The following is a 14,758-nucleotide window of genomic DNA, read 5'->3' as shown; positions in this document are numbered from 1 at the left end:
CCGATGAAGGATCTCTACCGGACCGTGCGCTTGATCCGCCGCTTCGAGGAGCGGGCGATCGAGTTCGTGCGGTCCGGCGAGATCGTCGGCGGGATCCACCCGTACGTCGGGCAGGAGGCGATCGCGGCGGGCGTGTGCGCGGCGCTGACACCGGACGACGTGATCACCAGTACGCATCGCGGGCACGGTCATGTGCTTGCCCGCGGGGCCGACCCGAGCCGGTTGCTCGCCGAGCTGATGGGCCGGGAGACCGGGCTGAACAAGGGACGCGGCGGCTCGATGCACGCGGCCGACTTCAGCCTGGGGATCCTCGGGGCGAACGCGATCGTCGGCGCGGCCGCCTCGATCGCCACCGGAGCCGCCTGGGCCTATCGGCAGCAGGGCCGGGACACGGTTGCGATCACGTTCTTCGGCGACGGTGCGATGAACGAAGGGATGTTGCTGGAGGCCTTCAACCTGGCCGCGCTCTGGCGGGTCCCGGTCGTGTTCGTCTGCGAGAACAACGGGTACGCGACCACGATGCCGGTCGAGTCGGCGGTCGCCGGGAGTATCACCGGACGGGCCGAGGCGTTCGGTATCCCGGCGTACCTGGTGGACGGGCAGGACCCGGAGACGGTGCTGCAGGCAACGATGGCGGCGGTGGCGCGGGCTCGGGCCGGCGATGGGCCGACGTTCCTCGAGTGCATGACGTATCGCTTCGACGCGCATCACACGTTCGAGCATCGCGCCCGGCTCGACTACCGCTCGGCCGACCAGCTCGCCTTCGGCCGGTCGCGGGATCCGGTGGTGATCCAGGGCTCGCGGCTGCCTGATGACCAGCGGGCACGGCTCGACGCCGAGGTTGAGGCGGTGCTCGATGCGGCCGCCGAGTTCGCGCTGCGAAGCGCGCATCCGGATCCGGCCGACGCGCTTGAGTGCCTCTACGCGGTGATGCCGTGAAGCTCTCCTACCTGAAGGCGATGAACCGCGCTCTCGCCGACTCCCTCGACACCGATCCGTCGGTCTTCCTGCTCGGCGAGGACATCCGGGTCGCCGCCTCCAACCTGACCGCCGGCCTGCTCACGCGCTTCGGCCCGGACCGTGTGCTCGACACCCCGCTCTCCGAGCAGGCCTTCACGAACTTCGCGACCGGCGCGGCGCTGGCCGGGATGCGCCCGGTGATCGAGTTCCAGATCCCGTCACTGCTGTTCCTGGTCTTCGAACAGATCGCGAACCAGGCGCACAAGTTCTCGCTGATGACCGGCGGCCAGTGCAAGGTCCCTGTGACGTACGTCGTCACCGGGTCAGGCTCCCGCACCGGCTGGGCCGGCCAGCACTCGGATCATCCGTACACCCTGCTCGCCCACGTCGGCGTGAAGACAGTCGTTCCTGCGACTCCCACGGACGCCTACGGTCTCCTGGTGTCCGCGATCCGCGACGACGACCCGGTGGTCTTCTTCGCACCTTCGGGCGCACTCGGAGTCCGGGAAGACGTCGACTTCACCACGCTGGCACCGGTTCGACTCGGCGTTGGCCGGGTAGCGCGGTCCGGCAACGACGTGACAGTCGTTGCTCTGGGCCACCTCGTGCACGATGCGCTCTCGGTCGCGGACGAGCTGGCCGGTCTTGGGATCTCGGTAGAGGTGTTCGATCCACGGACCGTGTACCCGCTCGACCTCGACGGCTTGACGGCGTCGGTCGCGAAGACCCGCCGGCTGGTGGTGATCGACGACTCCAACCGCACGAGCGGATTCGCCGCCGAGATCCTCGCGGTCGCCGCCGAACGCTTCACCCTGGACGCCCCACCTCGCCGGGTGACCCGGCCCGACGGTGCCGTCCTGCCCTTCGCCCTTGCCCTCGACCGAGCGATCCAGCCCGACCGGGACCAACTCGTCGCCGCGATCAACGCCGTACTGGAGGACCGATGACCGACGTGTGGAACCAGTTGCCCGAAGCAACCCGGACGGCGCTGGTGAAGCGGGGGACTGCCGCGTGGCGCGAGGTGTACGACGGGGTCGCGACGCACAACAAGGAGTGGCGACCGCTCCGCCCGCCGATCATGTCCGCGAGCAGCTACCGATCGATGACGGAGCTGTCGGCAACCGTTGCGCGGTTGATCCTCGGCGCGTGCTTGCGACGGGCAACGACAGCAGGGGAGTTGCGGCGAGCCCTCGGGATGCCGGTCGGGTACATCGACCTGCTGGACGAGGACCTGCCGTTGAGCGAGGACCTGCTCGGCGGCGTACGCGCGGACATCCTGCTCAGCCACGGGACGCCGTACGTCGTGGAGGCCAACATCGACAGCGCGCTGGGTGGAGCGCATGACTCGGACGGGATCGCTCGCCGGTTCCTCGACTGCTATGCGGGTGCCCCTGTGCTGGACCAGCTCGGGTTGACCGCGCCGGCGTCGGCGGTCGACGCGCGGTATGAGGCAGTCCGGTCCGCGCTGCAGCTGACCGGGGACGATCGACTGGCGATGGTCTTCACCACCGGTGGGACGTATCCGGGTTCGCAGGACGGCATGGCGATGATCAAGCTGCTCGAACCGTTCAGCGAGCGCGGCCGGGAGCTCGGCCTGGACATGCGGGTGTATCCGGTCGAGTGGCTCACGCTGGACGCCGACGGCCGGCTCTGCGTCGACGACGGCCCGATCGACGCCGTACTGCGGATGTTCGTCCCACAAGGTATGAAGCCGAGCGACGGGCTGGATGCGTTGGGGGCGGCGGTCGCCGCCGGGTCGGTGCGGATGTTCACCGACACCGCGAGCTGGTTGCTGGCGAGCAAGACAATCCTGGCCTGGCTGTGGAGCGATCTCTACGAGCTGGACCCGGCGGACGCCGAGGTCGTCCGGCAGCACGTGCCGCGGACCGAGATCCTGTCGGCGGGACTGCGCGAACGAGTACTTGCCGACCGCAACCAGCTGGTGCTCAAGCCCAACGGTTCGTACGGCGGCGTCGGCGTGGTCGTCGGCCCCGAGGTCGATGAGGCCACCTGGGCGAACGCGATCGAGGAGGCCCTGAGCGAGGGCGGGTACATCGTCCAGCAGCACATCGACGTGGACCGGCTGACCATGCAGTTCGTGCACCTCGATACCGAGCAGACGCAGGAGGCGGACGTGCCGTTCTGCGTCGCGCCGTACCTGTTCGGAGGCACTCCGGCCGGTGCCTACCTACGCTTCACGGTCCCGGGTGCCGGGCCGGTGGTCAACGTTGGCCAGGGCGCGCTGACGAGCGGTCTGCTGCTGGTGCCTTGAGCCGGCGCCCGATCGCGCGGACGGTTTCGGCGGTCGCGACGGCATCGCTCCGGGCGTTGCCGTGGCGGCCGTCGCTGCTGTAGAGACTCGGGTCGGTGGACAGCGGGTGGTCGGTCAGGTGGATGTGGATCGTGCCGAGCTGCTCGGCGATCTCGGCCGTTCGACCGGAGAGCGTACGCATTCGTTGCCTGAGGCCCGGACGCAGCCAGTCGGCGATGGCCGGGCTGTACGAGATGTCGAACATACCGAGCGTCATCACCTCCGCGCCGGAACCCTGCAGTGTGGTGATCATCAGCGTGAGTTCCCGGTCGACCCGCTCCGCGTCGTACGTCGCCGGGAACGCGTCGTTGCCTCCGCCAACGACCAGCGCGAGATCCGGACCGAAGGCAAGGGCCGGCTCGAGCTGCGTGGCGAGGATCTCGCGGGTCCGCAGTCCGCTCACGCCGAGGTTGTGGTAGGCGAGCTCGGGACGTACGGCGCGGAGCTCGGCGGCGATCCGGTCCGCCCACTGGAGCTCGCTGTAGCCCTCGACCGGCTCGCACAATCCCTCGGCCACGCTGTCGCCCAGGACGACGAACCTCCGCCACGGATGGTCTGCGAGGAGCTCGAGGCTCTCGCCGGGGCGGAGGCAGTAGGGGTCAGTGGCTTCGTTCATGTTGCCTCCACTGGACTCGGCGCGTCGAGGACCTTCCCGGGGCCGCGGCGGATCAAGGGGAACACGCTGACCACCAGGCAGGCAATGCCTGACCAGATCAAAGCAGGAGTCAGACCGAGGCCGCTGACCAACTCGCCGGCCAGCAAGGCACCCAGCGGAAGGCCGGCGAACGACGTTGCCGCCACCAGACCGATGACCCGGGCCTGGAGATGTTTCGGGACGTGCTCGTACAGCGCGGCGCCGAAGACGGGGTTGATCGCGGCGATCCCGATGCCGGAGAGGAACGTGATCACCATGACCAGCGCCAGGTTGTCGCTGAGACCGAGGACGAGCAACCGGGGACTGCCGCCGACGAACGCGCCGATCGCGAAGGTCAGGTAGCGCGGCACCTTGGTGGCGAGTACGGCGAACGTGATGCTGCCGAGCAGTGCACCGGCGGAGAACGCGCCGAGCGTGAGGCCGAGTCCGGCGGGTGAGCCGAGCTCGTCGCGGACCCAGACCGGGATGAAGACCGCCGTACTCGCGCTGGCGAAGATGTTGATCGTGAACGTCGTGATCAGCATCGTCGCGAGCAGCTCGTCGCGTCGTACGAACGAGAAACCTTCGGCCAGGGAACGGAAGTACTTGTCCCGGCGGGCGTCTGCGGCGACCTCGGGCGGACGGACGAAGGCGGCGACCAGGACGGCGCAGACCACGAACGTCACCGCGTCGATCCACAGGACGCTGGCGGCGTCCGTCCAGAAGATCAGCAGCCCGCCGAGCGGCGCCCCGAGCAGGGTCGCGCCGCGGGCGAAGGCCTCGTGCAGCGAGGTGATGCGGATCAGTTCGACGTTCGCGGCCTCGGCCATTGGACGTACCAACAGATCCTTGGCGCGGTCGGCCGCACCGCGGAGTGCGCCGGCGACCGCGACGAGCACGAGCAGGGCGGCGAAGCCCAGGCTGGTCGTCGCGGCGATCGCCGCGACCGCGACCGCGCTCGAGAGGTTCGCGAGGATCGACGTACGGCGCGGGCCGAGCGCGTCGATGACCGGGCCGGCCATGATGCTCGCGATGATGTAGGGCACGAGCTCGACCGCCGCGACCAGACCCATCCGGGCTGCGGAGCCCGTGGTGACGAGCACCAGCCACGGGATCGCCACCATCGTGATCCGGCTGCCGACCGCGGACAACACGTCCGCGACGAACAGGATGACCAGACCGCGTTTGGGCGTCATGACTGCGGGTGCAGTTCGGCGTAGAGCTTGCGGAGGGCAACCTTGTCGACCTTCGCGATCCTCGTCAGCGGCAGCTCGCCGACGAAGTCGATCGCCGCGGGGGCCCACATCTCGTTCAGCGTCGTGGTCACCAGCTGCTGCAGCTCTTCGGCTGCCACCGGCGAACGGGCGACGACGAACGCATGCACCGCTTCGCCCACGACCGGGTCGGGCACGCCGATGACCGCGGCCGTGCTGACCGCTGGGTGACTGCTCAGCACGTCTTCGATCGGCCGGCAGAAGATCGCCCAGTTGCGGCGGGTGGTGACGATCATGTCGTGCACCCGGTCGACCAGGAACAGGAAACCGCCGTCGTCGACGTACCCGAGGTCGCGTGTCCGCAGCCAACCGTCGACAAGCGTCTCGGCGGTGAGCTCCGGCTGGTTCAAGTACCCGGCGAAGACCAGGTTGCTCTGCACCCACACCTCACCGGTCTGCCCGTTCGGCAGCGCCTTCCCGTCGTCGTCGCGGATCTCGATCCGGACATCGCCGTACGGCGTACCCGCGGACGCCAGCCGCGAGTCCACAGTCAACCCGGGCTGCGCGGTCACCACGACGCACTCGCTCAGCCCGTACACGATCCGCAGTACCGGACCGAAGCGTTCGATCCCCTGCCGTAACCGCGCCGGCGTCGCCGGACCCGCGCCGACGTTGAACATGAACAAACTGCTGCAATCGACGTCCGTGCCACCGGGATAATCAAGCACTTCGTACAACATCGGCGGCGTCACGTACGTCGACGTGATCCGCTCGGCCGGCACGATCCGGTAGAACTCCTCCGGCGACCACGTGTCGGTGAGAAACAGCACGCCGCCGGTGAACAGGTTGAAGAACGTGGTGATCTGCCCGCTCGCCAGCCACAGCGGTGAGCCCGAGTAGTGCCGGAGCATCGGAAACCCCTGTGCGACAAAGGCGGCGGCCAACTCGAGGATCTGCTCGTAGAACGCCTGCGTGTGATGAACCAGCTTCGGATCGCCGGTCGTCCCGCTGGTCTGCAGCACCGAATCGGGCGCTGTTGTTGCACCGATCTCGTACGGCGTCGAGGAGTCGAGCTCGTCGATCCGGTACGCCGGCATCGGGGCGAGCGAGTCCGCCAGCTCCCGGCCGAGTTCGCTTGCACCGTCGTACACGAACAGGTCGGCGTCAGCCAGTGCCGCGAAGCGGTCGATCTCGCGGCGGGAGGTGATCGGCGCGCTCCACAGCACGCGGCAACCGTGCAGGTGCAGGGCGAGCTGGAGCGCGGGACCGTCGAAACAGTTGGCCGCCATCACCAGCACCTTGCCGCCCGGCCGGACGCCGGCATCGCGAAATGCGGCCGCAAAGCGCAGCACGTCGGCGATCAATTCACCGTACGTGGCGGTCCGGTTACCTCGGGCCAGCGCAGGGCGCTCGGAGAATTCTTGGAACAGCTTCAGGACTTGACCCACGTAATTGTTACTGTTAGCGGGCAGGACGAATTCAGGCGGCATTCTTCGTCTGGTTCCCCTCAGGCTCCGGCCACCCCCAGCCGTCCCTTGTGACTCTACTCGATCGGCGCCCCGCGCGGTGTGAAGGAATACCCCTGCGATTCGTAGGCGGAACCGATCCGCTAACCCCTCCGGCAGGCCTGGAAGAAATGCATTCTGATTCATTGACCGGATTCCTTCCGGCGTATTACGTTCCGTCCGCATCCATTCCGCCTGGAGGTCAGTTCATGTCCATTTCCAGCAGTTGGCGCGCGGTTGCGGTCACCGCGGCTCTCACTCTCGCCGGATCGAGCCTGGCCGGCTCGACCCTGACCGGCCACCACGACGCCGAGTGGGTGGGGACCTGGGCGACCGCGGTCACCCACGGCGACGCCACCGGATCGACGAATCTCGGGCTGACCGACCAGAGCGTCCGCCTGAACATCCGCCCGACCGTCGGCGGCAACCGGATCCGCGTCCGGCTGTCGAACATCTACGGCGAGAAGACCGTCACGGTCGCCGCCGCAACCGTTGCCAAGCCCAACAAGGCGACGCCGGAGCTGTCCGACATCGACCCGGCAACCCTGCGGACGTTGACGTTCAACGGATCGGGAAGCGCGTCGATGGTCAAGGGCAGCGAGCTGCTCAGCGACCCGGTCAACCTGCGGATCGGCACTCTCGACGACCTCGTCGTCAGCCTGTACTTCCAGGACAACACCGGCCCGACGACGTTCCACGGCTCGTCGATCCAGGACAACTTCGTCGGCACCGGCAACCACGTCACCGACCCGGGCGGCGCGAACTACCCGACCACGCGTCGTTGCTGCTGGTTCTTCCTGTCCGGCGTCGACGTCCAGACCGACGACTCGGCCGGCTCGATCGTCGTCCTCGGCGACTCGATCAGCGACGGTACGAACAGCACCCCGAACGCCAACAACCGTTGGCCGGACCAGCTCGCCGAGAGGCTGGCCGCATCGGCCGGGCACAAGCCGTTCCCGAGTGTGCTCAATGCCGGTCTGGCGGGCAGCCGGCTGAACCACGAGGGCACCGAGCCGTCCGACAACGGCGCGTTCCCCGGCTTCGGCGAGGTCGGCGTGAACTCGCTGGCCAGGTTGAACGAGGACGTGTTCGCGCAGACCGGCGTACGCACCGTGATCACCGAGCTCGGTATCAACGACATCTGGATGTCCGACGACTCGGCCGCCGAGATCATCGGCGCGCTGCGGCAGGTGAACGTGCAGGCCAAGGAGCGCGGGATCCGCAGCCTGGTCACGACGATCACGCCGTTCGAAGGTCTCTCCGGCACGGACAGCTGGACGCCGGCCAAGGAAGCGACCCGGCAGGCGGTGAACAGCTACCTGCGGTCGAGCCACGAGTTCGACGGCGTGCTCGATTTCGACAAGGTAGTCCGCGACCCGGCGGCGCCGTCGAAGCTGCGGGCGGACATCGACTCGGGTGACCACATCCACCCGAACGACGCCGGCTACCAGTTGATGGCGGCCTCGGTCCCGCTGAACCTGGTGCGTTGAGATGGCTGCTCGGAGTGCGAACGAGATTCTCGCCGCCCTCGGCTCCGAGCAGGGCCGTCGCGATCCGATGCCGCTCTTCGCGGAGCTGCATCGGATCGGCCCGGTCTGCCGCCTCGAGCCCGGCACCTCGCCGTACGCGGTCGTCGTGAACGGGTACGACGCGGCGCAGGAAGCCTTGAAAGACACGCGGTTCGGCCGGCTGCTGACGGCCGACCCCGACCCCCAGGACGCGGTGCTGCGCCGGCTCGGCGGGTCGATGATGTTCAAGAACGAACCCGAGCATCTGCGGATGCGCAAGGTGTTCCAGGCGGTGCTGACGCCGCGCCGGTTGACCGGGTTCGAACCGGTGGTCGAGGCGTTGGCCACCGAGCTGCTCGACGACCTGGGCAAGGCCGGCCGGGACGGGCAGGTGATCGACTTCCTGGACTTCGCGTATCGCCTGCCGATCACTGTCATCGGCACGTTCCTGGGCATCCCGCGGTCGGACCTCGGCTGGTTCCGGGACCGGACGAAGGCCATCGACGACTACCTCGACCTCGGCGGAAAGGCGCCGGAGCGCCTGGCCGCCGCCAACCAGGCCGCCGACGAGCTGAACGACTACTACGCGCGGATGCTCGCCGATCGCCGGATCCGGCCGCGCGACGATCTGGTGAGTTCGCTGGTCGACTCGGAGCTCGCCGAGCAGGAGCTGATCGACAACCTGCTGGTCCTGGTCAACGCCAGCTTCGTGACCACGATGAACCTGCTGACGAACGGACTCGAGCTGTTGCTCGCCCAACCCGCCCTGGTCGATGCCCTACGCAACGAACCGGCCCGGGCGTCCGACTGTGTCGAGGAGATCCTGCGGCATCAGAGCTCGGTCCAGCTGATCAGCCGGAAGGCGTCGGTCGACCTCGAACTGGCCGGCGAGACGATCACCGAGGGAAGTCTGGTGCTGATCCTGCCGGGCGCCGCGAACCGCGATCCGGCCAAGCATCCGGACGCCGACGCGTTCGACCCGGATCGTGCGGATCTGCAGCATCTGTCCTTCGGTGCGGGACCGTTCTACTGCGTCGGCGCCGGGCTGGCCCGGATGGAAGGGCGAGCGGCGTTCGGGCAGTTGTTCCAGCGCTTCCCGCAGCTGCAACTGGCCGGCGAGCCGGTTCGCAGTCATAGCCTGCTGCTGCGTGGACATGCGTCCATGCCGATCCGATTGGGGTGAACCGATGCCGTTGGACCCGCAGGTCGAGGCGATGCGCGCCGAACGTGAGTCTCACCAGGTGCCACAGCTCTACACCCAGACGCTGGCCGAGGCCCGGGAGGCGGACCTCGCCTCGATCCGGGCCGCGGGCGGCGAGGTCGAGCCGGTCCATCACGTCGAGGACGTGACGACCGACGACGGGCTGCCGCTGAGGGTCTATCGCCCTGACCTGGCAGGACCGCTGCCGACATTGGTGTACTTCTTCGGCGGTGGTTGGACGCTGGGCAGCATCGACACCGCCGACGGCATCAGCCGACAGTTGGCGAACGCCGTTCCTTGTCAGGTGGTCACCGTCGGGTACCGGCTGGCGCCCGAGCATCCGTTCCCGACCGCGGTTCACGACTGCCACAAGGCGACGCAGTGGATCGCAGCTCAGCCGCACGTTGATCCGGCGCGCCTGGTGGTCGGTGGAGACAGTGCCGGCGGCAACTTGGCCGCCGCGGTGACTTTGCTTGCCCGCGACAACGGTCCGGAGCTGGCCGGACAGCTGCTGGTGTACCCGAACACGCTGTACGGCTCGGACACGATCTCGATGCGCAAAGGCACCGACCCGTACCTCTTCAACAACACCTCGGTCGGCTGGTACTGGAAGCACTATCTGACCGATCCCGCAGACGGCCAGAATCCGCTGGCGTCTCCTCTGCTCGCGGAGTCGCACGCCAACCTTCCGCCGGCGCTGGTGATCACCGCTGAGTACGACCCGCTCCGCGACGAGGGTGAGTACTACGCGGAGAAGCTCCACGCCGCCGGCGTACCGACCACTCTCAGCCGCTACGAGGGCATGGTCCACGGCTTCTTCGCGATGTCCGGCATCCTCGACGGCGGCAAGAAGGCGATGGCCGAGGCATCGACCTGGCTTGCCAGAACCTTCGCAGATGCCTGAGACCCTCGCCGACTTCGAGCCGCTTGCTCGTGAGGTGCTCCCGCCGGCCGTGTACGACTTCGTTGCCGGGGGCAGCGGTTCCGAACACACGCTTCGGCTCAACCGTGCCGCCTTCGACGCGATCACGCTGACACCCCGCATCCTCACTGGCACGGCAAAGCCGAACTCGTCCTGGACAGTCCTGGGTATGCGGTGGGAGCTCCCGTTCGCGGTGGCTCCGATGGCCTACCAGAAGCTCGTCCACCCCGAGGGCGAGTTGCTCCTGGCGGCGGCCGCCTCGCGGGCCGGCGTCCCGTACACGATCAGCACCTTGAGCAGCGTTCCGCTGGAGAAGATCGCCGGTGCGGCCCCGTCGTGGTTCCAGCTCTACTGGCTGCGAGACCGCCGGGCGGTCACCAGCCTGGTGGAGCGAGCGGTCGCCGCGGGCTGCGGCGCGTTGATGGTGACGGTCGACGTACCGGTGATGGGCCGTCGATTGCGGGACATCCGCAACGAGTTCACGCTCCCGCCGGAGGTCGCCCCGGAGAACCTTGTCGACAAAGTGACAGAGGCGCACGACGTGGTTCCCGGCCTGTCCGCGGTCGCCGCGCACACCGCCTCCGCCTTCGAACCCGCCGTGTCCTGGCGGGACCTCGAGTGGTTGCGGTCGGTGTGCCCGCTTCCACTTGTCATCAAAGGGATCCTGGACCCTCGCGACGCGCGCCGCGCGATCGAGATCGGTGCCGACGGGGTCGTCGTTTCGAATCACGGCGGCCGTCAACTCGACGGCGCGATCGCCTCGATCGATGCTCTGGGCCCGGTTGTAGATGCCCTTGGCAAAGATTGCGTCGTGCTGCTGGACAGCGGCGTACGCAGCGGTCTCGATGTGCTGAAGGCGCTTGCCTCGGGCGCTTCCGGTGTGCTGATCGGACGACCGCTGCTCTGGGCCCTTGCCGTCGGCGCGGCGGATGAAGCGCTGGCGCTACTGGACCGGGAGGTGCGGGACGCGATGCTGCTCGCGGGATGCGCGGACCTGGCCGCTGTACGGGAACTGAACGTGGGGAGAGCGACATGGCCGATCTCGAGCTGAGTGACCTGCACGGCTCGCTCACCGACCGGGCGCTGAACTCGATGAACTTCCTCAACGAGATCTCGCATCACTACCCGGACGCGATCTCGCTGGCCGCGGGCCGGCCGACCGAGGAGTTCTTCGCGCTCGAGGATCTGCACCGGTACCTCGACCTGTTCGCGCAGTACCTGCGGGACCAGGGGTACGACGAAGCCGCGGTCCGGCGGACGATCTTCCAGTACGGGCGGACGAAGGGGATCATCCAGGATCTGGTCGCCCGCAACCTCGCGATCGACGAGGACATCCACGTGGATCCGGAAGCGATCGTCGTCACGGTCGGCTGCCAGGAGGCGATGGTCCTCACGCTGCGCGCCCTCCGAGCAACCTCCGACGATGTGCTGCTCGCCATCTCCCCGACGTACGTCGGCATCACTGGCGCGGCCCGCCTCGTCGACCTCCCCGTCGTGCCGGTGGGGGAGGAGGACGATCTGGTCACTGTGCTGAAGTCGGTCCGTGCCGAGGGCAGACGTCCGCGCGCCTGCTACGTGATGCCGGACTTCGCCAACCCGTCCGGTCTGAGCATGGACCTCCCGGCTCGGCGCCGTCTGCTCGAGATCGCGGCCGCCGAGAACCTCCTGCTGCTCGAGGACAACCCGTACGGCCTCTTCCCGGCCGAAGGTCATCAGCGCATGCCGACGCTGAAGTCGCTCGACGCGTCCCGCCGAGTCGTCTACCTCGGCTCGTTCGCGAAGACCGGCCTACCGGGGGCGCGGGTCGGCTATGTGGTGGCTGATCAGACGGTCGGCGCGGGGCTCTTCGCCGACGAGCTCTCGAAGTTGAAGAGCATGCTGACTGTCAACACCTCGCCCGTGGCCCAGGCTGTCGTCGGCGGCAAGCTCCTTGCCAACGACTGCAGCCTGGTAGCGGCCAATCGGCGCGAGCGCGCGGTGTACGCCGCGAACCTGCGGGCGATTACCGAGGGACTCGGCGCCCGCTTCCGCGACGGCGAGATCGCCTGGACCGCTCCGGCCGGGGGCTTCTTCGTCGTCGTCACGGTCCCCTTTCCGGTCGACGACGTGCTCCTCGAGAAGTCCGCCCGCGAGTACGGCGTGCTGTGGACTCCCATGAGCCACTTCTACGCCGGTGGCACCTCGGTCCACGCCCTCCGGTTGTCGTGCAGCGCGGTCACCCTGGCGCAGATCGACGCGGCACTGAACCGCCTGGCCGCCTTCATCACTGACCAACTGGTCCTCTCGGACGGTTCAGAACTGGATCTGTAGGACGTACCGGTTTGTTCCTACGGTGAATCACATGGCGACCACATGTGAGATTGCGATTCCGACTACCGAGCGGCTGCTGACCAGCCAGTTCGGCCGGCTGCTGGCGATGGTGTTCGGCTCGGGGCTGAGCATGTATCTGCTGACCTCGGTCGTCCCGCTCTACCTGGCCGCGAACGGCTCCGGTGGAGTCGGCGCGGGGCTGTCGACCGCCGCGATGATGTTCTCCGCGGTGGCCGTGGAGCTGATGGTTCCGCGGATGCTGGCCCGCTGGGGCTACCAGGTCGTCCTCGGGCTCGGGCTCGTGCTCCTCGGCGCACCTTCGCTGGTGCTGCTGACCTCCGCCGCGCTGCCGGTCGTACTCGCCGTCTGCATCGTCCGCGGTGCGGGGCTGGCGATCCTGGTCGTCGGGGCAGTCGCCCTGGTCGCCGATCTCACCCCATCCACCCGCCGTGGTGAGGCGCTCGGCGTGTACGGCGTCGCTGTCGGCGTACCAGCGGTGATCGGCCTGCCGCTCGGTGTCTACCTGACCAACGTGATCGGCTTCGGCGCACTGTTCGTCCTGGCCGCGGTCGCGTCGCTCGCCGGGCTCGTCGCCTTGATCGGTCTGCCTGCCAACGCTTCCGAAGAAGAGCAGCACGTGAAGGTGCTCGGCGGCGTACGGCGCAGCGGGCTGCTGAGCCCGACCCTGATCTTCGCCGCAGTGACCGTTGCCGCGGGCATCAGCGTCACTTTCTTGCCGCTGGCCGTTGCCGGAGACAAGCAGTCGCTCGTCGCCACAGCCCTTCTACTGCAGGCGATCGCAGCACCCATCGCGCGGTGGCTGGCGGGGCGGTACGCAGATCGCGTCGGCCCGGCGAAGCTGCTCGCACCCGCGTTGATCCTGGCTGCGGTCGGTGCCGGATCGCTGGTCTTCCTGCCCAGCGCTGTTGCGATCCTGATCGGCTCGACCTGCTTCGGCATCGGGTTCGGCGCCGCGCAGAACCTCACCCTGACTCTCATGTACAACCGCGTCGACCGCTCGCGCTACGGCCAGGTCAGCGCGCTGTGGAACCTCGCGTACGACGGCGGCTGGGGTGCCGGCGCGATGATCTTCGGCGCGGTCGTCGGAGGCGTCGGCTTCTCGGTCGCGTTCGCCTTGACCGCAGCAGTCGTCGCGGTGGCCGTCGTACCGGCGGTTAGAGCTTCCGCAATCTGACCCAGCGCACAGCGTGATCCTGGCCCTTGCGGAGGACCAGGGTGGCGCGGGAGCGGGTCGGGAGGATGTTCTCGCGCAGGTTCGGGCCGTTGATCCCGTCCCAGAGCGACTCGGCCTTCTTGATCGCTTCCTCGCGGCTCAGCTCGCCGTACCGGACGAAGTACGACTCGGGGTTGCGGAAGGCCGTCTCCCACAGCTTGAGGAAGCGCGCCACGTACCAGGAGCGGACGTCGTCGGCGGCGGCGTCGACGTACACCGAGAAGTCGAAGAAGTCGCTGACCGCGAGGCCGCTCTTCCCGTCCGCGTGCCGGGGCGCCGGCTGCAGGACGTTCAGCCCTTCGAGCAGCAGGATGTCCGGCTGCTCGACCGTCGTCCGGACGCCGGGCATGCGGTCGTAGTGCAGGTGGGAGTAGACCGGCGCCTCGACCGCGTCCATACCCGACTTCACCTCGACCACGAAGCGGAGCAGGGCCTTGCGGTCGTACGACTCCGGGAAACCCTTGCGCTGCATCAGGTTCCGGCGCTCGAGCTCGGCGTTCGGCCAGAGGAAGCCGTCGGTGGTGACGAGCGCGACCCGCGGGTGCTCGGGCCAGCGCGCCAGCAACTCGCGCAGCAGCCGCGCGGTCGTGGACTTGCCGACGGCAACCGATCCGCCGATGCCGATCACGAACGGGGTGCGGGTCGCGGCCGGTTTGCCGAGGAAGCTCTCGGTGTCGGCGTGCAGCGCGCGGGCGTGCCGGACGTACAGCGAGAGGATCCGCGACAGCGGCAGGTACACCTCGCGGACCTCGTCCATGTCGATCTCGTCACCGAGACCGCGCAGCCGCTCGACCTCGTCCGCCGTCAGCGGGGAGACGGTGGTCTCGGCCAGTTGCGCCCAGGTGGCCCGGTCGAGCTCGGTGTAGGGAGTCACCTCCCGCGACGGCTGCAGCATGTGGCCCATTCTTCCCATCGGCGCGGATTGCACCCACATCGGGCCGACGTGGCCTTTGTCTCAG

13 protein-coding genes are annotated in these 14,758 nt (G+C 68.3%); 9 read left to right on the top strand and 4 right to left on the bottom strand.

Annotated features, from left to right (window positions below):
- The first annotated feature begins 3 nt into the window (after positions 1-3).
- Genes ABT313_RS26710 through ABT313_RS26700 form a run of 3 tightly spaced genes read left to right on the top strand, consistent with a single transcriptional unit; the run spans position 4 to position 3,232 of the window.
- Positions 4-939: a thiamine pyrophosphate-dependent dehydrogenase E1 component subunit alpha gene (locus ABT313_RS26710; protein ID WP_350859380.1), complete on the top strand. Its 936-nt coding sequence runs from the start codon at positions 4-6 to the stop codon at positions 937-939.
- Entirely contained in the window at positions 936-1,907 is a 972-nt protein-coding gene (locus tag ABT313_RS26705; RefSeq protein ID WP_350859377.1) for an alpha-ketoacid dehydrogenase subunit beta, read from the top strand. The genes ABT313_RS26710 and ABT313_RS26705 overlap by 4 nt, the downstream gene beginning before the upstream one ends.
- A complete protein-coding gene (locus ABT313_RS26700) occupies positions 1,904-3,232 on the top strand; it encodes a hypothetical protein (RefSeq protein WP_350859374.1) in 1,329 nt (442 codons plus the stop codon). Before ABT313_RS26705 ends, ABT313_RS26700 begins: the two co-directional genes overlap by 4 nt.
- Here the strand turns inward: ABT313_RS26700 and ABT313_RS26695 are convergent.
- The 3 genes from ABT313_RS26695 to ABT313_RS26685 are packed head-to-tail and all read right to left on the bottom strand — an operon-like array spanning position 3,183 to position 6,567.
- Entirely contained in the window at positions 3,183-3,887 is a 705-nt protein-coding gene (locus ABT313_RS26695; protein WP_350859372.1) for an SGNH/GDSL hydrolase family protein, read from the bottom strand. The two genes, ABT313_RS26700 and ABT313_RS26695, sit on opposite strands and share 50 nt — an antisense overlap.
- A complete protein-coding gene (locus ABT313_RS26690; RefSeq protein WP_350859369.1) occupies positions 3,884-5,101 on the bottom strand; it encodes an MFS transporter in 1,218 nt (405 codons plus the stop codon). The genes ABT313_RS26695 and ABT313_RS26690 overlap by 4 nt, the downstream gene beginning before the upstream one ends.
- Positions 5,098-6,567 carry a class I adenylate-forming enzyme family protein gene (locus ABT313_RS26685; protein ID WP_350859366.1) on the bottom strand — a complete coding sequence of 490 codons (1,470 nt, stop codon included), beginning with the start codon at positions 6,565-6,567 and terminating at the stop codon, positions 5,098-5,100. Before ABT313_RS26685 ends, ABT313_RS26690 begins: the two co-directional genes overlap by 4 nt.
- Before the next feature lie 266 nt (positions 6,568-6,833).
- Here ABT313_RS26685 and ABT313_RS26680 point away from each other — a divergent pair, with 266 nt between their 5' ends.
- The 6 genes from ABT313_RS26680 to ABT313_RS26655 are packed head-to-tail and all read left to right on the top strand — an operon-like array spanning position 6,834 to position 13,760.
- Positions 6,834-8,114: an SGNH/GDSL hydrolase family protein gene (locus ABT313_RS26680; RefSeq protein ID WP_350859363.1), complete on the top strand. Its 1,281-nt coding sequence runs from the start codon at positions 6,834-6,836 to the stop codon at positions 8,112-8,114.
- A gap of 1 nt (position 8,115) precedes the next feature.
- Positions 8,116-9,315, top strand: coding sequence for a cytochrome P450 (locus tag ABT313_RS26675; protein WP_350859360.1), 1,200 nt, complete (start codon positions 8,116-8,118; stop codon positions 9,313-9,315).
- 4 nt (positions 9,316-9,319) lie between these two features.
- Complete coding sequence (gene lipP1, locus ABT313_RS26670) at positions 9,320-10,237, top strand: LipP1 family hormone-sensitive lipase (protein ID WP_350859357.1); 918 nt, start codon at positions 9,320-9,322, stop codon at positions 10,235-10,237.
- A complete protein-coding gene (locus ABT313_RS26665; protein WP_350859354.1) occupies positions 10,230-11,306 on the top strand; it encodes an alpha-hydroxy acid oxidase in 1,077 nt (358 codons plus the stop codon). Before lipP1 ends, ABT313_RS26665 begins: the two co-directional genes overlap by 8 nt.
- Complete coding sequence (locus ABT313_RS26660) at positions 11,288-12,565, top strand: aminotransferase-like domain-containing protein (protein ID WP_350859351.1); 1,278 nt, start codon at positions 11,288-11,290, stop codon at positions 12,563-12,565. The genes ABT313_RS26665 and ABT313_RS26660 overlap by 19 nt, the downstream gene beginning before the upstream one ends.
- Before the next feature lie 31 nt (positions 12,566-12,596).
- On the top strand, positions 12,597-13,760 hold the full coding sequence (locus ABT313_RS26655; RefSeq protein ID WP_350859348.1) for an MFS transporter: 1,164 nt from the start codon (positions 12,597-12,599) through the stop codon (positions 13,758-13,760).
- On the opposite strand, the gene coaA is transcribed toward ABT313_RS26655, so the two are convergent.
- The gene (coaA, locus tag ABT313_RS26650) at positions 13,741-14,694 is read right to left on the bottom strand and encodes a type I pantothenate kinase (RefSeq protein ID WP_350859345.1); all 954 of its coding nucleotides are present in this window, start codon (positions 14,692-14,694) and stop codon (positions 13,741-13,743) included. The genes ABT313_RS26655 and coaA overlap by 20 nt on opposite strands.
- Positions 14,695-14,758: the final 64 nt, after the last annotated feature.

The sequence above is a fragment of the Kribbella sp. NPDC000426 genome (genome assembly GCF_040300265.1).
Lineage (GTDB): Bacteria > Actinomycetota > Actinomycetes > Propionibacteriales > Kribbellaceae > Kribbella.
The sequence above is the reverse complement of the archived record's forward strand: the minus strand, read 5'-3'. Positions and strand labels throughout refer to the sequence as shown.